We start from the raw sequence: 23,131 nt of genomic DNA on the forward strand, positions 1-23,131 counted from the left end.
CGCCAGTGCGAAATCCGGCGACCAGCCTACGTGGCGCGGAGCAGCCCGAGCACGCGGTCATAGGTCCTGCGTGACTCCCTGTCGCGGTAGTCGGGATCGACGTCGTGGTAGCCGCGGTGCCGTTCCTCGTGAACCGGCAGATCGCCGCCGAGGGCGACGACGGTTCCGGGAAGCGAGAGGGAGAACTCCAGGTCGGCGTTGCGGTAGTAGCGGGCGTCACGGGAGAAGCCGCCCGCGGTGAGCGCGGCCTCCCGCCTGACGGCGAACAGGTGGCCGAGGACCCCTCTGACCTCGCCCGGCCCCGCCTCGTGCCAGTCGTGACCGTCCGCCCCGGGGTTGACGCCCTTCCAGCCCGCCGCGGCGACGTCGTCCTCCAGAGCCCTGACCAGGGGGGTGATCGCGTCGCCGTCCAGGATGGTGGAGGTCTCCATCACGACGTGCACGTCGGAGTCGTCGAGCTGGAGCAGCTTCGTACGGCTCTCGCCCCACCCCGCGGAGCCTCCCCTCCAGTGCGCGGTCTCGGCCACATGCCATGCCTCGACCCTGCGGGGATACTCCTTGGCCAGCTCCTCCAGGACGATCCCGGCCCCGTCGACGTTCCCCAGGTCCAGGGCGATGATCCTCGCGTCGGTTCTGGCGATCAAGGCGCGGACGCACTCCCGCAGGTCGTCGGGCCAGCCGTCGACCACGAGCGCGACCGTCACGGCCGGGGGCGCGACCGGTTCCTCGGGCTCGATCGGGGTGACCTCCTCGTCGAGCCGGGACACCGACAGGCTTCCGTCCCACAGCAGTTGGGAGGCGAGAGTCCGCTCAGGATGCCCCTCGTGGTCGTCCGACCTGCCGACGAGCTCGGACCCCTCCGGCTCCTGTTCGGGCGCGGCCTCGGTCTCCGCGACCCGTTCGGCCTCCAGTTCTCCCAGCCGTCCGGGGTGCGCGGCGGGCTCCGCGGCCTCGCCGACCCGGCCCGCCTCCGGGGAGGTGTCCTCGTGGACCGGCGCGCCCGACGCCCGCCCCGCGCCGGCGGCGCTCGCGGCGGCGTCCTCCGCGCCCGTGGAACCCGGGGAACCGGCCCCCGCGTCCCTCGCCGACCGGCCAGGCCTTCGCGGCACGGGGACCGAGGTGACCGTGGGCCACACCTCGAAGGGCGGCCTGGGGGTCAGGTCGAACCCCTCACCGGTGTCGCGGACGACCCAGCCCTCGGCTTCGATCTCGTCACGGAGCGCGTCGGCCCCGGCGTAGTCACCGCTGTCCCTTGCCCTGGTCCGCCGCTCTGCGAGGGACATCACGTGAGGTGGCACTTCGTTCATTCCAGGACGCTACCCACGGACAGAGGGAAGAATCAGCCCCGATCCGGAGAGGTCTCGCGTTCCTGACGAGCCAGGATCCTGTCGGCGGAGATGCCGAACATCTCGTGGGCGACGCCGAAGCCGAGATCCTGGACGAGCCGCCGCTTCCAGGGCCGCTGCACGATGGCGTGGGTGAGCCGCCGGGCGGCCCTCGGCTTCGCAGCGACCGCCTCCGCGATCTCCCAGGCGCGCGGGAGGAGCCTGTCGGCCGGCAGCACCTCGTTGACCAGGCCGAGCTCCAGCGCCTTGTGCGCCCCGATCGGTTCGCAGGTGTAGAGGTAGTAGGCCGCGCGCTTGACGCCGATCAGCTCCTGCAGCGTCAGTTGCTGCCCGTCTCCGGGCGCGACACCGGCCAGCAGGTGGGGATCGACGATGGTCGCGCTCTCCGAGGCCAGGGTGATGTCGCACAGCAGCGCGAACTCGGTGTGGGCGACGCTTGGACCGTTGATCGCGGCGATGGTCGGGATGTCTATCCCGAAGACGAAGTTCTCGAGCAGCTTCGTCGCGTCGTAGTAGGTGTGCTCGTAGGCGAAGTCCTTCGGAAACTCCTCCTGGGTGAGCCTGTCATGCGCCTCCTCGGGCGCGCCCTCGACGGTGAGCCACTGGTCTCCGGTGCCGGTGAGGATCAGGACCTCGTTCTCCGGGTCGTTGCCCACCTCCTGCCAGGCCTGGGCCCAGGCGTTGTGCACCGCGAAGTCGAACCGGGCGGGGCCTCCGGCGTTGTGCATCCGTAACTGGATGATCCCGTCACGGCGTTCCATGACGAAGTGATCGGCGTACTTCTCCGCGTATTCCTCGAACTTCGGGCGTCTGACGTAGCCGCCTGAGCGGGCCTGCCATTCCGCGAGTTCCCTGGGCATGCGACAACACCTCGACAGGGTGGAGGGAAAGGAGAGCGCATCCCGACAACAACAGGAGCGCCGCTCCGATAATACGGAGCGCCGCTCCACTTTTGCAACGGCCCATTTCCACGGCCGGGCGGCACACCGCCGCGATCCGCAGGGTTCCGAGGAGGGCGTCTAGGGCCTGTTTTGTGGATCTTCGCCGTAGCGAGGATCGGCCAGGCGGATGCACCGCAAGGCGGAGGAGGAGCTCATAACGGAGTTATGGGCGACGAGATCTCCCCGGGGCCCCCGCGGCAAACGCGGAGCTTGCGGAGTGTTTTCGTGGGGTGGGGCGACAACGCGGCGGGGCGCCGTCTGGCCGACCGCAGTAGGCAGAAAGATCCACCAAATAGGCCCTAGGGGAGGCGGACCGTCGCGCGGGCCCTGGAGAGCACCCGGGAGTCTCCGGACCGGGCGGTCAGCGCGACCACCACGCGGTTGTCCTCAAGCTTCTCCTCGACGACGCCGCTCACCGTGATGACCGCCCCCTGCTCGTCGTCCGGGACCACCACCATGGAGGAGAACCGCACGCCGTAGTCGACGACCGCGCCCGGGTCGCCGACCCAGTCGGTGACGAACCGGCCCGCCTGGGCCATGGTGAACATGCCGTGCGCGATGACGTCGGGCAGGCCGACGGTCTTGGCGAAGCGCTCGTTCCAGTGGATGGGGTTGAAGTCGCCGGAGGCTCCGGCGTACATCACCAGGTTGACGCGGCGAACGGGATAGTCGACCGCGGGGATCTCCTGGCCCGTCTCGACGTCGTCGTACTTGATCGTCGCGGTCATCTCAGCCCGCCCCTCCGCGCTCGACGATGGTGTTGTAGGTCGTGCAGACGGGCTCGCCCTCGACGGTGGAGACGTCGCTCCTGACGGTGATGAGCTCGTTGCGGCCCACGCTGCGGATGTCGGTCACCGTCGAGACCGCGACCAGCTCGTCGCCGACGCGGATCGGCCTGCTGTACTCGAACCGCTGCTCACCGTGGACGACCATGGCGAAGTTGAGGCCGAGCTCGGGGTCGGCGAGGATCGAGCCGCCCGCCAGGCTGAACACGATGGGGAAGGTCGGGGGCGCGATCACGTCCGGATGGCCGGCGGCCTGGGCGGCCTCCCTGTCCCGGTAGATCGGGTTGTTGTCGCCGATCGCCGTCGCGAACTCCCTGATCTTCACGCGGCTGACCTCGTAGGGCGGAGAGGGCGCGGACGCCCGCCCGACGAAATCACGGTTCAGAGCCATCGTGCTCCTTTGCGGATATCGAGCTGCCGAGGCCGACAGGAACGGAACAATATTCCGGGACTCACCCGGACGGCCACTGGGAAACCGTAGCCCGATCCGCGCCCCGCACACCTGTCGAGCGTGGTCAACGCCCGAAAGAGATAGTTGTGCGCATACGACAAACCGGCGCCCTCATGGAGGACGCCGGTCTGCGTTGAGTATGCGAACGCTGCCGAAGCAACCATCTCCCGGACGGAAGCGGGAGGCTTCGCGAGGACCTAGCGGGTCTCGCGGTGCGCGCGGTGCGTCTTGCAGTTGGGGCAGTACTTCTTCAGCTCAAGCCGATCCGGGTCGTTGCGCCGGTTCTTCCGCGTGATGTAGTTGCGGTGCTTGCACTCCTGGCAGGCCAGCGTGATCTTCGGCCTAACGTCGGTGGCAGCCACTTGGGAGTGCCTTTCTACGTTTGGGACTGGGACAACCCGTGCCTGTTCCCTGTGCGGGGAACCGGGAGGGTAGTAGCGGAGGCCGGACTTGAACCGGCGACACAACGATTATGAGCCGTTTGCTCTGCCTGACTGAGCTACTCCGCCTTGGGTCGACGAAATCGGCGACCCCCACAAGGATACCCGACCCGCGGACTGACTGCGCACTTGCGCAGGTCAGGGCCATCTTCCGGGTTGCCCCGGTATGCCCGTCCACGCGCCGGGAACCTCGAGTGCTTTCCAGGTGGCCGTCGAAGTCCACCCAAACCGAAAGCCCCAACCTGACGGTCAGGGCTTAAAGGCTGTCGAGCCCCTTTACGGAATCGAACCGTAGACCTTCTCCTTACCATGGAGACGCTCTGCCGACTGAGCTAAAGGGGCCTGTCTGCTCCGCTCCGGCCTTCGCCTTCGCGCTGCGGACAGGTGTAACCATACACGCCTCGGGAGCACGATGCGAAATCAATGGAGGACCACCCGGATCACCACACCTCCGCCCCGGCCGCACCCCGACGACACACGCCCGAGAAGCCGTGCGGAGGCCGCCCGAGAGCCGTTCCGAAGCCGTCGGAGAGCCATGTGCGACCGAGGTCAGGCCTTGGCCCGCGGGCCTTTCGAACACGGTTCCCGGCGGACCGGCCCGCGGCACGCCAAGTGGTCGCCAAGTAAGCCCTAAGCGGGTCGCCCCATCGTGGTGGCGCAGCGGAGCGCACCACGAAGGAGAGACCTGACATGACCCCCGAACTGCTGGGATTCCAGCTCGCCCACCGCGTCATGAGGGGCGAGGTCCGCCGCCTCGCCGTCCTCGCCACGGAGCTGGCCGACGGCAGGCAGTCGGCCGACGCGGACCGCGCCAGGGCCGTCGCCGCCTTCGTCGCGGCGATGTGCGCGAGCATCCACCATCACCATGTGACGGAGGACGAGATGCTGTGGCCCGTCATCGAGCGGTCCGCGGGGGCGGAGGTGGACCTTCGGGACCTGAGCGACGACCACTCGGAACTCGACCCGCTGCTGGCCGAGATCGACGGTCAGGCAGCGGCGTTCGCCTCGACCGGGGACGCCTCCGCGCTCGCCGTCTCGCTCACCAGGCTCGCCGACATGCTCGACGAGCACATCGAGGAGGAGGAGCGGCTGCTCTTCCCGATCATCACGAAGCATGTCTCCGTCGCCGACTGGAAGAGGATCGAGGACGCCGCGCGCAAGGGCGGCGACGTCAGAGTCGACCTGCCCAGGATCGAGCAGTACGCCAGGCCGGAGGAACTCGCCCGCCTGCGCAAACTGGCCGGGCCCGTGCTGTCGTTGATGATCTTCCTGTTCCGCGGAGGCCACCGCCGCCGCCAACGGCTCGTCTTCGGCCCTCTCGCCGGTGTCTGAGAGGGCCGAGGCTCCAGCCCGGAAGCCCTGGGAAGGGCGCGGAGCCCGCCCCGGGAGACCGGAGAGGCCAGGGGACTCCGACGCGGGAGGCCCGAGGGGCCGGAGAACCCCGCCTCGGGAGAGGCCGGGGCAGGCGGCTCGGGAGAGACCGGGGCAGGCAGGAGGCTCACAACTCCCGGGCCGCCCTGCGCGCCCAGTGCGGAGAGCCGACCCGCTCGGCGACCCGCACCGCCTTGGCGTAGTGCTCGCTTCCGTCCCTGCCGAGGAAGACCGCGAGATCGCCCAGGGTGTGCGCGACCGGCCCGATGGCGACCGAGCCCGAGGAAAGCCCGGCCAGCTCGTCGTCCCACGGCAGCAGTTCCTCGTAGCACCGTTCGGCCACCTCGCGGTCGCCCAGGGCGACGGCGTTCTCCGCCCGGAGCGCCAGCCGGATCAGCCAGTAGTAGTCCTGTCTGGCCTTCCAGCCCGGCTCCCAGACCCTCCGGGCCTCCTCCTGGCGCCCCTCGGCGACCAGTGCCCTGGTGAGGATCTCGGAGGCGTCCTGCGGGATGTGCTCGTGGATGGCCGTGAGCTCTCCGATGTCCTGCGGCAGGCCGGCGGCCAACCGGGTCACGAACCTGCCGAAGACGCCGATGCCGGAGGCGTTCGCGCCGCCTGTCGCCGCCATCCGCTCGGCCACCCCCGAGTAGGCCCGCTCGGCCGCCTCGAAGTCGCCCCCGATCAGCAGGATCAGGGTGTCCAGCATGGACAGCACGCTCAGCGCCAGCCCCAACTGGCCGCTGGTCGAGTGTTCCAGCGCCCGGTCCGCGTGCTGACGGGCGGCGGCCAGGTCGTTGCGGCCGAGGCTGACCATGAAGAGCGCGTGGTGCCCCTGCATCTGGTAGCCGGGCAGCCCCGCGCGCCCGCCCAGCTCCACCAGTTCCCGCCCCACCGCCTCCAGCTCGTCCCGCCGGTGGGGCGTCAGCAGGACGAAGTAGCGCGCGTTGAGCGCCAGGCAGATCAGCTCGGTACGGCCAAGCCTTCTGGCCAGCCGGAGCGCCTCGGCGCTGAACGCCTCGCAGGCCTCCTCGTCGTGCCCCTCGAGCTCGAAGGTGAGCGTGGCCAGCAACCGGCAGCGCACCTCGTCATCGTCAGCCGAAGCCCCCTCGGCCGACGCCCCCTCGGCCGACGCTCCCCCGCCTGGTCCCCCTTCGGCCCGCGCTTCCTCACCCCTCGCCTGCCCGCCCCGTGTCTCCTCGGCCCGCGCTTCCTCACCCCTCGCCTGCCCGCCCCGTGTCTCCTCGGCCCGCGCTTCCTCACCCCGCGCTTCCCCGCTTCGCGTCCCCTCGGCCCGCCTCCCCTCGGTCAGCGCCTCCATGACCGCGCCGACGAACACCTCGTCCACCTGCCGGTCCGGCTGAATCGACCACGTCACCGGCGCGTCGTAGGCCGTCAGCGCCCGCGTGACCCCTGTCCCGAGCCTCCGCGCCACCTCGATCGCCTGCGCCCGGTGCCTTCTGGCGGCCATCACGTCGCCCTCGTGCGCCTCGACGCCCACCAGGCGGCAGAGCAGGTCGAACCGTCTGTGCTCGTCGTTCACGAGGCCGAGCGCTCCCCGGTAGAGGCCTGCGGCCTCCCGGTGGGCGTGCAGGGCCGTGGCCTGCTCCGCCGCCGCGACCACGTACGGCACCGCGCGCTCCGCCGTGGCCGCGGTGGCGGCCGCCAGCGCGTGGTGCCCCAGCGCCGAGACGTCACCGGGCCTGACGCGCTCCAACGCGCCGAGGACCCTGCCGTGCAGGCGGGTACGGCGCAGGCCCGGGGTGTCCTCGTAGAGCGTCTCCCTGACCAGGACGTGGGCGAAGCGCACCCGGCCGGGGGCGGGCTCGGTCAGCAGCCCCGTCATGACGCCCGCCTCAAGCCCCTCCAACACCGTGTCCTCGTCGGCCCCGTCCATCGCGAGCAGCACGTCGACGTCGACGTCCCTGCCGACGACCGCCGCGTCCCGCAACGTGGTCCTCGCGGTGGCGGGCAGCCTGGTGATCCTGCGCCGGATCAGGTCCCGCACCCCGGGCGGCAGGGCCAGGGCCGCGGTCGTCCCGTCCGTGGTGATCAACCGCGCCGTCTCGCACACGAAGAGCGGGTTGCCTCCGGTCCGCTCCGCCACCGTGCGCGCGGTCACCGGGTCGACGTCACGCCCGGAACGTTCCCGCAGCAGCCGGGCCACGTCCTCCGCGCCGAGCCCGCGCAGGTCGAGCCTGTGGGTGTCGTGTCCGGCGAGGGCCGCCCACGTCGCCCCGAGATCGTCGGTCGCCTCGGCCTGACGGTAGGTGGCCACCACCATGATCCTGGCGGCCGCGAGCCGCACCGCCAGGTGACGCAGCAGCCGGAGCGTCTCGCCGTCGGCGCGGTGGACGTCCTCGAGCACGACCAGCAGCCTGGTGTCCCCCCGCACTGTTCGCCCCAGGTAGTCCTCGACCGCCCTGGCCAGCTGGAACCGGCCGGTCGCCGGGGCGTCCTCGGCCAGCAGGGGGGCGAGCCGTACCGCGACGTCGTCCTCGGGCGGTCTCACGACGGCCAGCCTGCGCAGCGCCTCGCTCCACGCCCAGGCGGGCGGCGCCCCGCCGTCCGTCTCCGGGCACCGCCCCGTGACGGTCAGCCATCCCCGGTCCGCCAGGCTCAGGGCGAACGCGTGGGCGAGCGTGCTCTTGCCCGCGCCCGCGTCCCCGCCCAGCCAGACCGTGCGCAGCCCTCGCCCGTCGGCGACGGCGTGGAGCACGGCCAGCTCCGCCGTACGGCCGATCAGCTCGGCGGCCGGTTCGGCGCTCCGGCTCCCGGACGGCGGTTCGGAGAACGCGGGTCCTGAGGGCCCCGCCCCGGGATGCACCGCCCCGGGATTCACCACCCTGAGATCCACCGCCCCGGGATCCACCGCCCCGGGATCCACCGCCCTGGGATTCACCGGCCTGGGATTCACCGGCTCCTCCCCGTGCAGGGAGGCGGCGTGGGTGAGGATGTCGGCTTCCAGCGCGCGCAGCGCGGGTCCCGGGTCCACCCCCAGCTCCTCGGCGAGGGTCTCGCGCGCCTTTCTGATCGCGGCCAGCGCGTCCGCCTGCCGCCCCGCCCGGTAGTGGGCCAGGGCGAGCAGCCGCACGGCGTTCTCCCTCAGCGGGTGGGCCCGGACGTGCTGTTCGAGCCCCACCTCCGCGTTGCGGCCGAGGGCCAGCAGAGCCTCGGCACGGCATTCGACGGCGACCAGCCGCAGCTCCTCCAGCCTCGCGGCCTCGGACTCGGCCCACTCGTCCTCGGCGAACTCCGCGTAGGCCTGCCCCTGCCACAGCGCGAGCGCCCGGTCCAGCAGGCCGAGCGCCCGCGTCCCCTCGCCCGCGGCGAGTGAGGCGGTGGCGGAGTCGACCAGCCGGGGGAACAGCCAGGCGTCCACCTGCTCGGGCTCCAGCCGGAGGCGATATCCGGGCGCGGCGCTGACCAGCACGGACGCGGGTGTGCGAGGCGGCCGGTCGGGTTCGAGCGTCCGCCGCAGATTGGACACGTACACCTGGAGGGCGGCCAGTGCCTTCGGCGGGGGCTGTCCCCGCCAGAGGTCGTCGATGAAACGATCGGTGGAGACCACATGGCCGCCCGCGGCGACCAGCCGGGCCACCACGGCCCGCTGCCGGAACGCGCCCAGGTCCACCGTACGACCGTTGATCTCCGCCTGGAGCGGACCGAGAACGCGCAACATAACAGAAGGCAGCGTATGCGGCCTTCATCACCTTTCAGTGACGCGGAGGGACACAATGCCGGATGACCGGCGCAGGGAAGCGATCAGGGCGCTCGACGAGAGCGACAGGCGGCACTGGTACTGGTACGGCAAGGACGGCGACGGCCACGTGTGGCTGTTCGAGACCGTCATCGACGACGGCGGCGAGTACTGGCCTGTCAGACACGCCGAGCTGCGCTCCGACGGCGTCGCCCTCCGGTACTCGTGGCGCCACTTCGAGGACGAGCACGGTTTCCTCGCCGAGGGTCCGCTCTATCCCGACGACTTCGGCCTGAACCCCCTGACGGCCGAGGAGTTCGCCACCCTGTGGGACGCGCTCGACGGATGAGAGCCCCCGTCAGGACTCGGCGCTCTCCATCCGGCCGTGCAGGACCGGCTCGTTGACCTCCAGGTTGTTGACCAACGTGAGGGCGGCGGACAGGGCGCCGCCGACGAGCCCTCCTGTGACCTCTCCGTACTCGATCTGAAGGACCGTGTCGGCCACGCCGCCCTCGATCCCCTCCGGGTCACCGCAGGCGCACTCGGCGCCCACCTCGGCGGCCGCGCGGAGCAGGAACGCGACGGCGTGGGCCTTGGCGCGGGGAACGGTCAGGGTGAGCAGTTCCCGTCCGGTCCGTCCCAGCAGCACCCCCTCCTCCTCACCGCCGAACAGCAGGCCGTACAACACGTCCCTGACCTCTCTCAGCAACGCCTCGCCCTGCGGTGACCGGCACGACCTGGGGACGAGCTCCTCGCCCTTGGGCGGCGGGTCGACGAGGTAGCCGCCGGCTTCCAGGACGGAGCGGTTCAGGGAGCGATACCGCTCGGTGTAGCGGGACAGGGAGTCCTCGTCCAGGCCCAGCTCGCGCAGGCGGGCCGTTCTGGCGTCGCCGTCCTCCTCGGTCTCCCCCGCCGCCCACGTCGGAGCGGGCCGCCGCGGCGCGGCCCCCGCGCTCCCGCGCTCCGGCAGGACCAACGTCAGCAACTGCTCGACCAGCCAGTCGACGGACTGGGCGCGGAGCCGGGTTCGCACCCGTTCCCTGAGCTCCTCGGAGAGTTCGTCCTGGATCTGTTCCACGATCCGCGTCACATCGAGCAAGTGAAACCCGCCTCCACCTCGGCCCTGCCGCGACTATCGCATTCGAGAAGGCCGGCGACCAGGCGGATCTCTCATCCGTCGATCAGGTGTCCGGTCCCGGACACAAAAAACAATACGGTGACCGATATAAGTGAGACAGCGCTCACCGCTAGATATTCAGTGATGAATCACGAATTAGAGGGAATTCATAAATCCCGCCGTCCCCGTCGCGGCAGCCCCCCGCGACGCCGAACGCCCCTACGGCTTTCACCGGTCCCGGCACGGTGACCGCATGCCCTCACCGGGTTCGCGGCGTCTCCGCGCGCCGGTACGGCGAGTGCCGACCCGGTCGGGCCCGACGGTGACCTGGAGATAACCATGGGCGGACGGAAACCCTGCCGGTCCGCCTCTGGAAACAGCCGCCGACTCCCGTCGATCCGGGTTCAGCCGACACGGCACACCCAGGGAACACGGGGCGGGACGCGGCTGTCACTCTCGGGCCGGCATTCTCCGAAACCCGGAAAAGGAATGGTGGATCCCACCGTTTTCCCCAGGCCCCGCGTTCTCTCAGGCCTGTGTTCCCTTGGACTCTGTGTTCCCTTGGACTCCGCGTTCCCTTGGACTCCGCGTTCCCTCAGGTCCCGCGCGACCGCGACTCCCCCAGGCTCCGCGCGCCCGCGCTCACGGCGCTCGGCGGACGCGACCCGAACCGCCCCCTGCCGCCGCCGTGCCCTGCCGTCGCGCGGAACGCGTCAGAGACGTCCAGGGGTGGTTCAGGGCGTTCCAGGGGCGGTTCAGGGGGACGGCGGTTCAGGGGGCGTCGAACAGGGCGCTGACCGATTCGCCGTCGTGGATGCGGCGCATGGCCTCGGCGAGCGCGGGCGCGACCGACAGGACACGGAGCTTCGAGCCCGGCTTGGCGTCGGGGAGAGGCACGGTGTTGGTGCAGACGATCTCCTCGACCTCGGGCTGGTCGCCGAGGCGGTCGACGGCCCCGTCCGCGAAGAGACCATGGGTGCAGGCGACCCGCACCGAGTTGACCCCGCGCTCGCGGAGACGGTCGAGCAACTCGATGACCGTCGTGCCCTTGGCGATCTCGTCATCCAGGATGATGACGTCCTTTCCCGCGACGTCGCCGATCACCGAGCCGATGGTCACGCGGTCGTCGCTGAACCGCTGTTTGGCCCCCATGGCGACCTCGGTCCCCAGGAGACGGGCGAAGGCCGCGGCCTCCTTGGCGTTGCCCAGATCGGGGGAGACGACGACGGTGTTGGAGAGGTCGTACTGGCGGAAGTGGGAGGCCAGTTCACGCAGAGCGTGCAGGTGGTCGACGGGGACGCTGAAGAAGCCGTGCACCTGGGGTGAGTGCAGGGTCACGGTGAGCACCCGGCTGGCTCCGGCGGCCACCAGGAGGTCGGCGACCAGACGCCCACCGATCGAGATGCGCGGGGCGTCCTTCTTGTCCGACCGGGCGTAGGCGTAGTGAGGCATCACCACGGTCGTCCTGGCCGCGGAGGCCCCCCTGGCGGCGTCCAGCATGAGAAGCAGTTCGACCAGGTTCTCCTGAACGGGCGGCACGAGGGGCTGGATGAGAAACACGTCCCGCTCCCGGCAGTTGGCCTGCAGCTGCACTTCCAGGCAGTCATTGGCGAAACGCTTCACCCGCACCGGATGCAGCGGGGTTCCAAGATGGGAGCAGATTTCGGCCGCCAACTCGGGATGGGCACTTCCGCTGAACACGGTGATGTCTCGCACAAAGCGCTCCTTGCTCACAGAACGGCGCTGGACCAGTCAGACGAGCGGCATGTTACAGGCGCGCGCGCATTGTCCTCACAGCCGGTAGGGCCGACAGCGTCGCCGTCATTGCCAGGGATTCGCCACAGAACTGTCATGGCGTATCCGCCTCCGGCATCGCATTCACAAGAAGCGATCACGCCGTCACCCAACGCCGCGAATCGAGGAGTGGCGACTCCGGCGAGTCCCGAGGCCATTACATGAACGTGTCTCCGGAGAAAACCCAGGAATCCCGAAAAGAGCGCATCGCCTCCGCGAGGCGGGTTTCCAGGACACCCTCGACAGTCGCGACGGCGGGAGTGCCGGTCGCGGTCGTCATCACACACCCGCGCGGGGGCGGCGTCCTTGCCAGGCGATCTTCGTAGGCCGCAGGATGTTCACCCCGTGCCGCAGACCGAATCCGAATGGTGCCATGCAGGACGTCTCCCCCACCGTCAGCGCCGTCGGCGAGGAACCTCCCGGGAGGCGGCCGTTCTGGCGCGGCCGGAAAGGCGGCTGCCTCGCAGTCGCCCTCCTGCCGGTGATCGGCCTGTTCCTCCTCGTCAAGGTCCCCATGTGGGTCGACGACGGGAAGCTGGAAGACATGATCAGCCGACTCGAGAGCCACCCCCTGCCGCCCAGGACCAGTTGGCCTGACTACGGCGGCGCCGACGGCTCCATCGCGCTTCGCGGCAACGGCAACCACTGCGACTACCGCGCCCGGTTCACCCTTGAGACAGATCTGTCCGTCCGCGAGCTCACGGACTACTACGACCGGGCGGACATCGCGGGGATCGAGGGAGGTCGGCCGTCCATCACGGTGTGGGCACGACAACCGTCGGAACGCGCCGCGTACGACCACCGGGCGGTGATCGTGGAACTGTACGACAGCACCGGCCCCGGCCTGGACATGCGCTGCACCTGATCCGGCCTGGACGTCTCGACCGGCGACCGGCGATCGCGGCATGTCGTTTCAGTATGAACCGTGGGACTGGTAGTGGCTCCACGCTCCGCACGGAGTGGAGTATTTACCCTTGATATAGGAGAACCCCCATTTAATCTGGGTCGTCGCGTTGGTCTTCCAGTCCGACCCCGCGGAGGCCATGAGCTTCCCGGGATTGGCCCACGGTATTCCGTACGCGCCGGACGGCGTGCCGGCCGTCTCCCGCCAACCGCTGACAGCGCCCCAGAGCCGAACCAGGCAGTCGAAATGCGACGAAGGGCGCCAACCCCAGGACGACATCATGGACTTGGCGATTCTCTGGTTTTCCCCCACCGGGTTCTCCGCGTACGCAGGAGCGGACAGCGCGGGCAGGGCGATCGACACCGAGAGAGAAATCACGACGGCCGCGAACCGCTTTCGCATCACTCCGACGCCTCCGTAGAAGTGGAGAACACACATGATCGATCCGACTGAATTCAGTCTTCCGCACCACATATCACGAGGTGATCACAGGTCGATAAAGATAGGATCTCTTCGGATTCGCTCTTTTTGAATTCCCTGAGCGGCCCCTCAGTCGGCGCCCACTCCCTGCCCCCGACTTCCCTGCCCCCGACTTCCCTGCCCCGGCTTCCCCGGCCCCGGCGCCAAGGCGACCCGCCTCCCAGCCGACGGTCATCTGCCGGAAAGGCCACGACGGCGCAGCAGGAGTCCTGTGGCGGCGGTAAGGGCGAGCAGGAAACCGGTCAGCACGAGCACTCTCCCGTCGGGGCCGGACTCACCGCCGCCTCCGGTCGCGGCCGCCCCCGACGGCGTCCTCGTCACCCTCCCGTTCCCGTTCGCCGCGGCTCTGGCCACGGTCGTCGGAGTGGCGCGGACGGGCTGCGGGGCCGAGGTCTCCGGGTCGGAACCGCCCGTCTGACCGTCGGCCTCCGCCTCCGCCTCCTCCGCCGTCGCCGTGGGGGTCGGCTGCGGGCTCGACGTCACCGGAGCGGGGTCCGCCGTCAGGTCGTCCGCGGAGACGACGGCGAGGGGGTACGTCGTCAGAGCGTCTCTGTTCCGCACCTGGCACTGGATCACCGGGTCGTTGGAGCGGGTCCCGACATTGATCGCGGCAGGCCGCACCTCCGCGGTGCCCGTTTCGCGCGACCTGGTCGCCAGAGAGAGCACGGCCGTCGGCAGGGGAATGACCTCACCCGCCTCGGGCACGGCGAGCTCGCCCACCCCGGTGGCAGAGCTCAGATTCTTGATCCCGCTGAAGGATGCGTACGCGTACAGCTTGACGCCGTCGTCCAGCCCCGTGACGGGCGCCCGCAGCACGGCGACGTCGTCGGCGTAGCTCCCATGCCAGCCGACAGTCATCGGCTCGTTCACCGTGACCTTGGCCGGCACCGTCAGCTCGACCTTGACCTTGACGTCCTGTGTCTCGACCACACCGGCTGTGGTGCACTCGTACTCGACGACATCGGTGACGACGACCGCGCCCTGTCGCGGCTCGGAGACGACCGCGTGCGCCGGCTGGCAGAACAGGCCCAGACCACCGGCCAGGAGGGTGACCGAGAGAATCGAGCGAATGCGCAAGGCGACTCCTGTTGTGGCAGACGGGGCACAGGAGAGACGGGGCGTGAAGACATTCGGTTGACAGCGTTGAGCCCTTTTCGTCCCGTCGCTGTCGGCTGAAACGCCACGGAAAACACCTCGAACCCCCACCAGGCCACAATCAGATCGATTCCACTCCGGTCATATCGTTCTCGGCTCCGGTCATATCGTTCTCGGCCTCGTTCGGCCTGGCCGGTCCCGAGGGGGTCAGCAGGAAGACCTTGGGGCTCAGGCGCTCCATGTCACCGCGTCGCCCGCAGATGAGACCCGCGGCGAAATCCACGAACTGCCTCGCCTCGTCATCCGCCACCGCCGTGAGATCCATGACAACCGGAACACCCTTGCGGAAGTAGTGCCCCACATACAGCGCCTCGCTGTAGTCGCGGGGACGCAGCTTCTTGACGATGCCCGTCAGGGTGCCCGGCTTGGCCAGAACCGAGGGGATCAGCAGGAAGACCTTGGGACTCAGGCGCTCCATGTCACCGCGTCGCCCGCAGATGAGACCCGCGGCGAAATCCACGAACTGCCTCGCCTCGTCATCCGCCACCGCCGTGAGATCCATGACAACCGGAATGCCCTCACGGAAGTAATGCCCCACCTGTCGGACGTCGTTGTAGTCGCGGGGGCGCACTGTCTCGAGTATCACAGCGCCAGTCTTCCTGAGCCGCCGGGAACATCAAGTGCCCATGAGGCACACGAGGAGAACGATTCCGTCGAGGAAACGGAACCAGAGCGCGGTTTCCCGCCTGTTCCGGCACGGATCGAACACGGTGATCAAGCATGTGAATGTCGGGGAGGGGTGAGACCGGGTGCGAGAGCTCATGCCCCTCCTGTCCGAGGCGGCCTCGTTGATCCTGACGATTTTTTTCGGTACCTATGGCGAATGATCCGATTGCGTGCTTTCGAGCCCGAGGACGCGACTGCGGTCGCGTCATGGGTGAGCGACATCGAGGCGCTGACGATGTGGTCCGGCAACAGCGGATTCTCGTGGCCGTTCGACGCCGGTCAGCTCATGGCCTTCCACGCCGAATCCGAACGGCGGACGCTGGTCGCCGTCGAGGCGGATGGCACGCCGGTCGGGCATCTCAGCCTGAAGCCAGATGTTCCGGGCTGGTCGGCACGCCTGGGGCTGGTGATGGTCTCACCGGCCAGGCGAGGTCGTGGGTACGGAGCCACCATGATCCGGGACGCGCTTGCGGTCGCCTTCGACGACGTGAGGGTCCACCGTGTCGACTTGGGGGTGTACACGCGGAACGCGGGCGCCATCGCCCTGTATGAGCGGCTCGGCTTTCAGCGGGAGGGCGTTCAACGCGAAGTCACCCGGGTGAACGGTCAGTGGTGGTCCGCGCTGACGATGAGCATGCTCGACCACGAATGGCGGACGAACACGACCTTGGGCAGGTCGGCACTCGACCGGGCGACCGGTGCGGCCCCCTCTTCGGGAACGGGTTGAGGCCTGCCGACACCCTGATCGGTGCGGTCCCGGCGAGATCGGGCTGATATTCGGTGAATCCTTTCGCGGCCCGGAGGCCTCTTATCGGGTGACGGGCACGCCGGGAAGGAGATGTGGATGGGTGAGGTCGTGATGCCTGCTGTGCGGCAGGCACTCCTTGGGCCCCTGTTCCGATGGCAGGGGCGCGGACATGGCTGACGGCCCCTGGGCGAGCGCTCAGCTCATCGAGGCCGCGCAGGCCGGGGACCGTGAGTCGATCACTGCGGTGCTCTACGGTTCCCACTCTCACGTACGGCGTTTCGCGGAGCATCTTTGCGCGTCCCCGCAGGACGCCGAAGACGCCGCGCAGGAGGCGCTGATCATCCTCTATCGGAAGATCGGCTCCCTGCGCGCCACCGGGGCACTGGCGTCGTGGATGTTCAGAATCGTCAGGAACGAGTGTCTACGCCGGGCTCGAGTGCTGTTCGACCGCTACGACTTCGACCACTATGACGAGGAAAGCACCGCTCTGGTGACCTCCGCCGAGGACGAGGTCATCCGACATCTGGAAGCCGAGTTCGTCGCGCAGGCGATCAGGGAGTTGCCGGACGTCCAGCGCAGAGTACTGATCATGCGGGATGTTCTGGGCTATCCGGGGCGGACGGTCGCGGAGAGGCTCGGCTTGAGCAACGCCGCGATGAAGTCACAGCTCCACCGGGCCCGTAACACGGTCCGGCTCAGCCTGGGTGGCAGGACCGGCTCCGTCAGCGGCCCGCGTGCCCCCGGAACCGGCGATGCCTGACCCGAGCAGAACCGTGTTTCCACACCCGAGTTCCAAAGAGGAGTTCCGCCATGCTTGAAACCGGATCGCCCGCGCCCGACATGACGCTGGAGGACACGGAGGGGCAGGCCGTCCGCCTGTCCGACTACCGAGGCGGCCGTGCCGTGCTGGTCTATTTCATGCGGTCGACGTCATGTCCGGTCTGCAACAGGCACGTCCAAGACCTCGTCCGGCGCCGCGACGAGCTCGCAGCCGACGACGTCCAGGTGCTTGTCGCGGTTCCCGAGGACCGCCGGGAAGCGGCCGCGTGGAAGGCCAGGCGTCAGATCCCGTTCCCCGTCCTCCTCGGCCGCCGCGGCACCCCACACGAGATGTTCGGTCTGACCAGGAAGGTCTTCGGCTCGCTACAGCAGTCAGGAAGCGTCCTCATCGACTCCCAGGGCATCGTCCGCCACGCTCACGGCGCCACCATGCCCACCAGCGGCTACGACATGAAAGGGATCATCGCCGCCGTCCGGAGCCTCCGCACCCACGCATGATCCAGCGCCGTTCCTGCTGGGCGGCGAGATCGGAGGTGACCGTCAGGGCTCGGCTGCCGTTTCGGCCGGCCCGTCACACCGAGCGCTCGTCCGATCTCCCCGCCCAGACCGGTTTCGAGCGGTTATGGTGCGCCGTACCTGATTTGATGTAGATCGCAGGAGCGCGCGATGATGAACGCGAGGGAGCCCGACTGGGCGTACGTGGCCAGATCCCTTGTCAAGGTCCTGGCCGTCGCCGCGGCGCTCTTCCTGGCCCTCGGCGCGATCGCCCGGGTCCTGTGGGTGTTCGTCGACTCCGACGAGCGGACGGCCCAGGTGTACGGCACGGCCGCCCGTGTCGCGAACCCGGACAAGCGCCTGTCGTACGCCGACGACGACGGAGGACTGCTGGAGACGACCTACACACTGTGGGGGGAGCCACGCCGGGCCGGTCGCGACGAGCGCGTGACGAGGTACGACATCACGGAAGACCTGTTCGGCACCGTCTGGACCTCCTCCCTCGACGGACCGTCCGGCAGCCTGGGCGACGCGATCGACTCCGTGGAGGAAGACCCCGAAGCCGACAAGGAACTGACGGAGAAGGCCCGGAAGACCATCGACGGGCTCCCTCAGACGCTCGATGCCGTCGCGGTCGTGGAGTTCGCACGCTCGATGACCACCGATCGGCTCGTCGCCTTCAACCGCAGGCACAAACTCTGCGGAGGGGCGGACGTCTCCTACATCTACGCCCCGTCCCCCTACTACGACGACTCCAGCAGCGACCCCCCGCTGAACGCGGTCGTCTGGAACCGCAACATGACCGAGGGCTACATCCGGGCGGATTTCAGCTATCAGTGCGAGACCGAGCCCGAGCCGGCGCTGGCGGAGTTTCGCAGGTGGGTCGGGCTGCTTGACGAGGGGGACGACCTCCGCGCGTTCGAACTGGACCACGGGTGGCTCGCCGAGACGGCCAAGGCGGGCGTCGTGCACGGGCTCGTCATCGACCGCTGGAAACTCGCCGACCTGCGTAAACTCCTCGACGACCCGGAGGTGCGGACGGTTCGCCTCGCCGACGTCGCCTTCGACCTCGGCGAGACCGAGTAGCGGCCTTCAGTGGGTTCAACGGCGTGGATCCGACCTGTAGTGGCGGACCTCCGTCCCCGCAGGCGGCCCCGGCCCGTCAGCCGCCAGGAGCGCCGTACACGTCAACCCGGTGATCATTTCTGGGCACGGCACCGGACGCGTCGAGAGCTTCCCCTATGATCTCGCTCATGCGCGAAGTGATCTTCCGCCCCACCGCACGTGTTCTGCTGGTCGACGATCACGATCGGCTCCTGGTCTATCGCGGGCTGTTGCTTCAGGTGGAAGATCCGTTCTATGCCTGGTTCACGCCCGGCGGCGGTGTTGATTCCGGGGAAAGCCTGCAGCAGGCCGCCGCACGAGAGCTCGCCGAGGAGCTGGGGTATGCCGTCGCCCCTGAGGCTCTGGGGCCGGTCGTGGCGACCAGTTCGGGAACATGGTCGCTTCGCGGGCAGGCGTTCAGGTCCATGGACTCCTACTTCCTGCTGCGCGTCAGCGGGCTGCGGGTGGACACCTCAGGCATGGACGACGAGGAACGCAGAGCGACGGACCGTTTCGCGTGGTGGACGGTGTCGCAGCTCGAGTCAGCTGAGGAAATGGTCGTTCCGGTCGGCTTGGGCACGCTGCTGGAAGGCCTGCTGTCAGGGAACTCTCCCACCCGGCCAGTCGCTTTGCCGTGGCACCTGCCGTCCGCTGATCCAGTTGGATGACCGCGGTCTACGCTACAGGCTCGACGCATAGCGGGCACGGCTCACCGGAGGCATTCAGTCAGGTCAGCGCGCGTGGTCACGCGGAACGTCGCGACGCTCGTCGACGCCCCGTCGGCAGCGACGCTCCTCGTCGAGCGGGGTGTGAACATCCGCATCGTTCACGGCGACGGGAAAATCCGGCCACCAGCCCCCTGTTAAAGCGCAGCGCGTCGGCGCCCCCACCGTATTACAAGAAGCAAAACGGCATTTCAATCGCATTCGCGTGCGAAACTGATACGCTGCGGGGATTCCTGAATATCATTCGTTCGGATGCCGAAGCTCCGATCCGCACCGAAGGCATACACCGATGCGCCGTTTACCAGCTCTCTTATCCGCCGTACTCATCGGTCCGGCGGCGACGCTCACCGTCCCGGCTGCGGCCGAAGCCGCCGTTCCCGATGTGGTGCGAGCCGTGCAGAACCAGCTCGCCAAGGGCGCAAGCGTGAAGTTCACGCAGTACGGACAAGTCTACTTCGGCTCCAGAAACAAATACGACAATCACCAGGCCCGCGTGTTCCGCTTTCAACTGACAAAGAACGGAACGTTGCTTCTCGGCAGGCGTGGAGTCGTCGCGACGGGCATCACACGCCGGGTGGAGTTCCACCCCCACCTGCTCCCGCTCGCCAAGGAACACGCCGCCGAAGGCGATCTGGTCTCGCAAAGCCTGATCGCACAGACCCAACCGCATCGCTGGGTCAACAAAAACGGCCAGTTCTACAGCACGGGACGCCTGTGGACCGCCGGCCTGCCCAAAGGAAAGACATGGGCGGGGCGCGGCAGGCAAAGCGCCGGAGCCACGGCCTTCAGCGACCAGATCATCAACATCTTCGAGATTCCGACGCTCAAGGCGCTGCTCGCCGACGTCGACAAGCGGAAGTACAACGTGCCGAACCCCGCCGGCAAAACCCCCGACCTCAAGGTGATCGGATTCTACAACGGCACCATCACGTTCGCCGAACTCTACGAGCTCTCCCCCACATTCCGCGAAGTAGCCGGAAAACGACCCGACCCGAGTTATGCGAACCTGGTTCTGGAGTGGAACATCTTCTTCGACAGGCGGGGTCTCCCCTTCAAGGTCGCCTCAAGCTGGAGCACCCAGGAAAAGAAAAAACCGCACAGTGAGGGCGGCGCCGCCATCGATATCCAGTCCTGGGGTGCGGCCACGACCATAACGGGACCCAGGCCGGCTCAGGCCGCTGTCGTTCACGCTCCCGTCGACGGCCTGCCTGAGTGCGATGACATGGTGGAATTCATCAGGGAGGACGCTCGGCCGTCCGTCAAACAGTGAGGTTGGAGAGCCGATCAGGTCGTCCTGGGATCGACTTGGCCCCACTTGTTGATCACAGCGTGAATTCATGACGGCTTGAAATGGCTCCGCCCGGAGCGAGAGTCGGTGGAGTGGGGCTTGAGCGACAACGGAACGACCGGCGGCGACAGCGGGCTGAAGGCCGCCGGGTCACCGCCGCCGGCCGTTCGGATACGGGCGGGCGTAGGCAGCGCCGGGAGCTTGTAACTCTTCGATCGCCGTGGCCGGTCACCGTAGGTTGGCTACCGGCTGCTTCGCCCTATCTCGGCGTCGCTGTGCGAGATCCGATCTACCGCGCTCTCTTCGGGACGGCAAACGAGATCCAGACGTCGGGCGGCAGCTCCGGCCGGCCCGGTAGAGGCCTGCGCTCCTCGGTCCAAACAGGGCCGGCCGCCTTGGCTGCGACTCGACGCCAGAAATGTACTGCGGCGACGTTGGCATCCTGAAAGGCGACCTCCCACACGCCCGGGTGCCGAGCAAGGACTTCTTGGGCCGCACGCAGCCCGATGCCCGCTCTTCGTGCGCCGCGCGCGACGAAGAAACTGTTCAGTACGCGAGTCGGGCCGGTCAGGCCACGGACGAAGGCGAAGCCGACAGGCCGCTCGGTGCTTGTCACCAGGTAGGGCGCCCAGTCGGCATCGGTGAATGCCGTATGGAGCCGGTCGCTTCGAAAGGTTCCGTCCGCGTTGGGCATGACACCGCGGAACTCGGACAGGTCGTGGCAGAACATCAGCCAAAGACGCTCAACGACGGGGCGATCGGCGGCCTGGGCAAGGCGCACACACATGCTTGACATGAATCTCCCTGGCAAGAACGGCGAATGGTGGGAGTCGCGCATTCAGCCACTGGTCAGGACCGTGACCTCGGCAGAGAGGTCCACCCGCACCAGGGGTACGGCGACCCCGAGCATGAAAAAAGCCTCCTCGGCGGATGGGAATCCACACCAAGAAGGCTTGAATGTGCATAGAGAACATACCAGGAGCCCGGCCCCGGGGGGCTTCAACGGGGTGTCGCTGTCCGCCGGTTCCTCAAACCGGCCATCGCCGTCGACCGTTCGTCGTCGCCCAAGCCCTGAGTGGGGTGCGGCCCGCGGTCTCGGGGCTGTCACCCCCTGAACCCTCGCCCCGTGAGAGCCTCACCCGCCCGCCGGGCGCGTAGGCGGGCCGGCTGTCGTCGGGCCAAGACCGGTCGACGTCGCGCGTGGGCGGCTCCCTGCACTGTTCGGCCTGGAGCTCAGGGCACGTCGCACCCGGCCACGGGCCTCAGGTGACGGCGTCGTTCGAGTGAGCGATCCATTCGCCCTGTTTGACGACGACGGGCGGGGACGGCTGTGCGGGCCAGATCTGCAGGTAGTGGTGGTTGCCGTCGAAATCCGGCCGCTCCATGAGCGTGCTCCAGACGTGGTAGCGCAGCCGGTGAACGCCCGGACCTGCGGGTAGCGGAGGAAGACGGCGTACCGCCGCGTCGTCCCAGTCCAGGCGCCATCCGATCAGGAGGACCTCGCCGGTTGACGACATGAAGTCGATCTCCACGATCTCCTCGTACCCGTCGAGGTCGGCACCCGGGTCGTGGTCGGCGATGGTCACCGTGAAGGGGACACCGTCGCCGTGCTGGTAGATGGTCGACAGTTCGGCCATGCCCTTATTTACCGTGACGAGCGCGACGGACTGCTCCACGTCGCCCACGTCGTCGCCGTCCCCGTCCATCAGGGCGACAGAGCCGCAGTCCTCGATGTCTACTTCCACCCGGACGGTCTCCGCATAAGCGCTCACAGCGGCGAGCGTAGAGTCCGCCACCGACAAACCGGCCAGTTCAGCGCCGATCCCCCACGTATCCACCGCCTTCTCAGAAACCCGAGTACGAGAGGTTGAGTGCCCCCGCCGTAGCGGGTTCGACGTGTACCGCACCCACGTACTCGGCCATATCCCCGGCCGCCTCCAACGCTGCCGGCGCACCTCCGAAGTCCTGACATAGCCCGTCTCTCCATCGGAGAGACTCAACATCGGCTGCACGCTCACGAACCGTGGCACACGCTGCCCGACGTCCTTCCGCCTACGCGACCCGTGGAGCGATCACTGCTCCCACCAGGACACTCGCCGGCCGCAGCCAGGTCCTCACCAATGCCGGAGCCGACCACCACGGCCACCAGCGCCGCGGTGCCGACGGCTTCGGCTGCGATCCGACGCCTCAGGAAAGCCGGAGCGTTCACCGGCCCGCCTTCTCGGGGACGGAGGTCTGGCCGGGGGTCAGCAGGGCAGACAGGCGGGCCAGAGCACCCACGCCTACAAGTCCTACGCCGTCGAAGGCCGAGCAGGTCGCACTGTCCGCCATCGGCCAGGACACCGACCGCAAGAGGACAGCTGTCGTCTACGCCGACATCGCCAGGCGCAACTTCAGATCGGCGACGTGGCCGAAGGGGTCGCCTACACCCGCCGCGCCCTGGAGTCAGCCCAGCGCAGCGAATCCACCTGGGGACTCCAGCACCTCACAACGGTCGAGAAGACCCTTGCCGCCCAGGCGGACCCAACGGCCAGAGACCTGCTCGGCGACATCGTCGCTACTCGCCGAAGTCTGGGGACGTCTCCCGCCTGATCCACTCCAGATAGTCGGCGGTGCCGACCGTCAGTGCGACGGCGACGATCTGCGGCACCTCATAGGAGTGCAGTTCCCGCACCCGCCGCGCCAACCGCTCGAACCGGCCGAGGGTCGTCTTCATCAGCACCAGCCACTCATCAGAGCACTGGATCTCTCCCGCCCACCAGTAGACCGACTCGATCGGCGCGACGACCTGCGCCGCAGCGGCCAGCCGTTCTTCCACCACTGCCGAACAGATTCGAGCAGCCT

Annotated in this window: 23 protein-coding genes and 2 tRNA genes; 9 read left to right on the forward strand and 16 right to left on the reverse strand. The window is 68.5% G+C overall.

The features are described 5' to 3' along the window. Positions 1 to 26: 26 nt before the first annotated feature. The 7 genes from PKF00_RS20145 to PKF00_RS20175 form a co-directional block, all read right to left on the reverse strand. Entirely contained in the window at positions 27 to 1,307 is a 1,281-nt protein-coding gene (locus PKF00_RS20145) for a glycosyltransferase family 2 protein (RefSeq protein ID WP_271219117.1), read from the reverse strand. Between the two features lie 32 nt (positions 1,308 to 1,339). Continuing rightward, a complete protein-coding gene (locus PKF00_RS20150) occupies positions 1,340 to 2,206 on the reverse strand; it encodes an enoyl-CoA hydratase/isomerase family protein (RefSeq protein ID WP_271219118.1) in 867 nt (288 codons plus the stop codon). A 380-nt stretch (positions 2,207 to 2,586) separates the two neighbouring features. After that, positions 2,587 to 3,015, reverse strand: coding sequence for a MaoC family dehydratase (locus PKF00_RS20155; protein ID WP_271219119.1), 429 nt, complete (start codon positions 3,013 to 3,015; stop codon positions 2,587 to 2,589). Position 3,016: 1 nt separating this feature from the next. Beyond that, positions 3,017 to 3,463: a MaoC family dehydratase N-terminal domain-containing protein gene (locus PKF00_RS20160; RefSeq protein WP_271219120.1), complete on the reverse strand. Its 447-nt coding sequence runs from the start codon at positions 3,461 to 3,463 to the stop codon at positions 3,017 to 3,019. Positions 3,464 to 3,720: 257 nt separating this feature from the next. Next, positions 3,721 to 3,885, reverse strand: coding sequence for a 50S ribosomal protein L33 (rpmG, locus tag PKF00_RS20165; RefSeq protein WP_036325591.1), 165 nt, complete (start codon positions 3,883 to 3,885; stop codon positions 3,721 to 3,723). 73 nt (positions 3,886 to 3,958) lie between these two features. Further along, positions 3,959 to 4,032: transfer RNA gene (locus tag PKF00_RS20170), tRNA-Met, on the reverse strand. Positions 4,033 to 4,232: 200 nt separating this feature from the next. Beyond that, a tRNA-Thr gene (locus PKF00_RS20175) sits at positions 4,233 to 4,305 on the reverse strand. Positions 4,306 to 4,653: 348 nt separating this feature from the next. On the opposite strand from PKF00_RS20175, the gene PKF00_RS20180 reads away from it, so the two are divergent. Then, the gene (locus tag PKF00_RS20180; protein WP_271219121.1) at positions 4,654 to 5,295 is read left to right on the forward strand and encodes a hemerythrin domain-containing protein; all 642 of its coding nucleotides are present in this window, start codon (positions 4,654 to 4,656) and stop codon (positions 5,293 to 5,295) included. Positions 5,296 to 5,461: 166 nt separating this feature from the next. Here the strand turns inward: PKF00_RS20180 and PKF00_RS20185 are convergent, their stop codons facing one another. After that, positions 5,462 to 9,013, reverse strand: coding sequence for an ATP-binding protein (locus PKF00_RS20185; RefSeq protein ID WP_271219122.1), 3,552 nt, complete (start codon positions 9,011 to 9,013; stop codon positions 5,462 to 5,464). Positions 9,014 to 9,068: 55 nt separating this feature from the next. Here PKF00_RS20185 and PKF00_RS20190 point away from each other — a divergent pair, with 55 nt between their 5' ends. Then, entirely contained in the window at positions 9,069 to 9,380 is a 312-nt protein-coding gene (locus PKF00_RS20190; protein ID WP_271219123.1) for a hypothetical protein, read from the forward strand. 9 nt (positions 9,381 to 9,389) lie between these two features. On the opposite strand, the gene PKF00_RS20195 is transcribed toward PKF00_RS20190, so the two are convergent. Together PKF00_RS20195 and PKF00_RS20200 are read right to left on the reverse strand one after the other, a co-directional pair. Beyond that, positions 9,390 to 10,130, reverse strand: coding sequence for a hypothetical protein (locus PKF00_RS20195; protein ID WP_271219124.1), 741 nt, complete (start codon positions 10,128 to 10,130; stop codon positions 9,390 to 9,392). A 789-nt stretch (positions 10,131 to 10,919) separates the two neighbouring features. After that, positions 10,920 to 11,864: a ribose-phosphate diphosphokinase gene (locus tag PKF00_RS20200; RefSeq protein WP_271219125.1), complete on the reverse strand. Its 945-nt coding sequence runs from the start codon at positions 11,862 to 11,864 to the stop codon at positions 10,920 to 10,922. Positions 11,865 to 12,315: 451 nt separating this feature from the next. On the opposite strand from PKF00_RS20200, the gene PKF00_RS20205 reads away from it, so the two are divergent. After that, entirely contained in the window at positions 12,316 to 12,807 is a 492-nt protein-coding gene (locus tag PKF00_RS20205) for a hypothetical protein (RefSeq protein WP_271219126.1), read from the forward strand. A gap of 48 nt (positions 12,808 to 12,855) precedes the next feature. Here the strand turns inward: PKF00_RS20205 and PKF00_RS20210 are convergent, their stop codons facing one another. The 3 genes from PKF00_RS20210 to PKF00_RS20220 all read right to left on the reverse strand — a co-directional run bounded on the left by PKF00_RS20210 (position 12,856) and on the right by PKF00_RS20220 (position 15,067). After that, positions 12,856 to 13,248: an aggregation-promoting factor C-terminal-like domain-containing protein gene (locus PKF00_RS20210; protein ID WP_271219127.1), complete on the reverse strand. Its 393-nt coding sequence runs from the start codon at positions 13,246 to 13,248 to the stop codon at positions 12,856 to 12,858. Positions 13,249 to 13,497: 249 nt separating this feature from the next. After that, positions 13,498 to 14,403 (reverse strand): hypothetical protein, encoded by a 906-nt coding sequence (locus PKF00_RS20215; protein WP_271219128.1) that lies wholly within the window; start codon positions 14,401 to 14,403, stop codon positions 13,498 to 13,500. A gap of 139 nt (positions 14,404 to 14,542) precedes the next feature. Beyond that, positions 14,543 to 15,067 carry a cell division protein SepF gene (locus PKF00_RS20220; RefSeq protein WP_271219129.1) on the reverse strand — a complete coding sequence of 175 codons (525 nt, stop codon included), beginning with the start codon at positions 15,065 to 15,067 and terminating at the stop codon, positions 14,543 to 14,545. A 237-nt stretch (positions 15,068 to 15,304) separates the two neighbouring features. Between PKF00_RS20220 and PKF00_RS20225 the strand changes: the two genes are divergently transcribed. The 6 genes from PKF00_RS20225 to PKF00_RS20250 all read left to right on the forward strand — a co-directional run bounded on the left by PKF00_RS20225 (position 15,305) and on the right by PKF00_RS20250 (position 20,269). Continuing rightward, positions 15,305 to 15,874 carry a GNAT family N-acetyltransferase gene (locus PKF00_RS20225; protein WP_271219130.1) on the forward strand — a complete coding sequence of 190 codons (570 nt, stop codon included), beginning with the start codon at positions 15,305 to 15,307 and terminating at the stop codon, positions 15,872 to 15,874. A 190-nt stretch (positions 15,875 to 16,064) separates the two neighbouring features. Next, positions 16,065 to 16,655: an RNA polymerase sigma factor gene (locus PKF00_RS20230; protein ID WP_271219131.1), complete on the forward strand. Its 591-nt coding sequence runs from the start codon at positions 16,065 to 16,067 to the stop codon at positions 16,653 to 16,655. Between the two features lie 50 nt (positions 16,656 to 16,705). Beyond that, positions 16,706 to 17,173: a peroxiredoxin family protein gene (locus tag PKF00_RS20235; protein WP_271219132.1), complete on the forward strand. Its 468-nt coding sequence runs from the start codon at positions 16,706 to 16,708 to the stop codon at positions 17,171 to 17,173. Between the two features lie 168 nt (positions 17,174 to 17,341). Then, entirely contained in the window at positions 17,342 to 18,256 is a 915-nt protein-coding gene (locus PKF00_RS20240) for a hypothetical protein (RefSeq protein WP_271219133.1), read from the forward strand. 167 nt (positions 18,257 to 18,423) lie between these two features. Then, a complete protein-coding gene (locus PKF00_RS20245; protein ID WP_271219134.1) occupies positions 18,424 to 18,942 on the forward strand; it encodes an NUDIX hydrolase in 519 nt (172 codons plus the stop codon). Between the two features lie 346 nt (positions 18,943 to 19,288). After that, on the forward strand, positions 19,289 to 20,269 hold the full coding sequence (locus PKF00_RS20250; protein ID WP_271219135.1) for a hypothetical protein: 981 nt from the start codon (positions 19,289 to 19,291) through the stop codon (positions 20,267 to 20,269). Between the two features lie 307 nt (positions 20,270 to 20,576). Here PKF00_RS20250 and PKF00_RS20255 read toward each other — a convergent pair whose 3' ends face one another. The 3 genes from PKF00_RS20255 to cutA all read right to left on the reverse strand — a co-directional run bounded on the left by PKF00_RS20255 (position 20,577) and on the right by cutA (position 23,108). Beyond that, positions 20,577 to 21,083, reverse strand: coding sequence for a GNAT family N-acetyltransferase (locus PKF00_RS20255; protein WP_271219136.1), 507 nt, complete (start codon positions 21,081 to 21,083; stop codon positions 20,577 to 20,579). A 466-nt stretch (positions 21,084 to 21,549) separates the two neighbouring features. Continuing rightward, the gene (locus tag PKF00_RS20260; RefSeq protein ID WP_271219137.1) at positions 21,550 to 22,059 is read right to left on the reverse strand and encodes a hypothetical protein; all 510 of its coding nucleotides are present in this window, start codon (positions 22,057 to 22,059) and stop codon (positions 21,550 to 21,552) included. Between the two features lie 785 nt (positions 22,060 to 22,844). Further along, the gene (cutA, locus tag PKF00_RS20265) at positions 22,845 to 23,108 is read right to left on the reverse strand and encodes a divalent-cation tolerance protein CutA (RefSeq protein ID WP_271219138.1); all 264 of its coding nucleotides are present in this window, start codon (positions 23,106 to 23,108) and stop codon (positions 22,845 to 22,847) included. Positions 23,109 to 23,131: the final 23 nt, after the last annotated feature.

It is taken from the genome of Streptosporangium carneum, from assembly GCF_027922005.1.
Lineage (GTDB): Bacteria > Actinomycetota > Actinomycetes > Streptosporangiales > Streptosporangiaceae > Streptosporangium > Streptosporangium carneum.

Bases quoted from the DNA above. Each gene is read 5' to 3' on its own strand.
- PKF00_RS20210 (WP_271219127.1), bottom strand. From the start codon at position 13,248: ATGCGAAAGCGGTTCGCGGCCGTCGTGATTTCTCTCTCGGTGTCGATC.
- PKF00_RS20185 (WP_271219122.1), bottom strand. From the start codon at position 9,013: ATGTTGCGCGTTCTCGGTCCGCTCCAGGCGGAGATCAACGGTCGTACG.
- PKF00_RS20245 (WP_271219134.1), top strand. From the start codon at position 18,424: ATGCGCGAAGTGATCTTCCGCCCCACCGCACGTGTTCTGCTGGTCGAC.
- PKF00_RS20240 (WP_271219133.1), top strand. From the start codon at position 17,342: ATGATGAACGCGAGGGAGCCCGACTGGGCGTACGTGGCCAGATCCCTT.
- PKF00_RS20145 (WP_271219117.1), bottom strand. From the start codon at position 1,307: ATGAACGAAGTGCCACCTCACGTGATGTCCCTCGCAGAGCGGCGGACC.
- PKF00_RS20225 (WP_271219130.1), top strand. From the start codon at position 15,305: ATGATCCGATTGCGTGCTTTCGAGCCCGAGGACGCGACTGCGGTCGCG.
- PKF00_RS20155 (WP_271219119.1), bottom strand. From the start codon at position 3,015: ATGACCGCGACGATCAAGTACGACGACGTCGAGACGGGCCAGGAGATC.
- PKF00_RS20230 (WP_271219131.1), top strand. From the start codon at position 16,065: ATGGCTGACGGCCCCTGGGCGAGCGCTCAGCTCATCGAGGCCGCGCAG.
- PKF00_RS20235 (WP_271219132.1), top strand. From the start codon at position 16,706: ATGCTTGAAACCGGATCGCCCGCGCCCGACATGACGCTGGAGGACACG.
- PKF00_RS20180 (WP_271219121.1), top strand. From the start codon at position 4,654: ATGACCCCCGAACTGCTGGGATTCCAGCTCGCCCACCGCGTCATGAGG.
- PKF00_RS20250 (WP_271219135.1), top strand. From the start codon at position 19,289: ATGCGCCGTTTACCAGCTCTCTTATCCGCCGTACTCATCGGTCCGGCG.
- PKF00_RS20150 (WP_271219118.1), bottom strand. From the start codon at position 2,206: ATGCCCAGGGAACTCGCGGAATGGCAGGCCCGCTCAGGCGGCTACGTC.
- PKF00_RS20190 (WP_271219123.1), top strand. From the start codon at position 9,069: ATGCCGGATGACCGGCGCAGGGAAGCGATCAGGGCGCTCGACGAGAGC.
- PKF00_RS20205 (WP_271219126.1), top strand. From the start codon at position 12,316: ATGCAGGACGTCTCCCCCACCGTCAGCGCCGTCGGCGAGGAACCTCCC.
- PKF00_RS20160 (WP_271219120.1), bottom strand. From the start codon at position 3,463: ATGGCTCTGAACCGTGATTTCGTCGGGCGGGCGTCCGCGCCCTCTCCG.
- PKF00_RS20255 (WP_271219136.1), bottom strand. From the start codon at position 21,083: ATGTCAAGCATGTGTGTGCGCCTTGCCCAGGCCGCCGATCGCCCCGTC.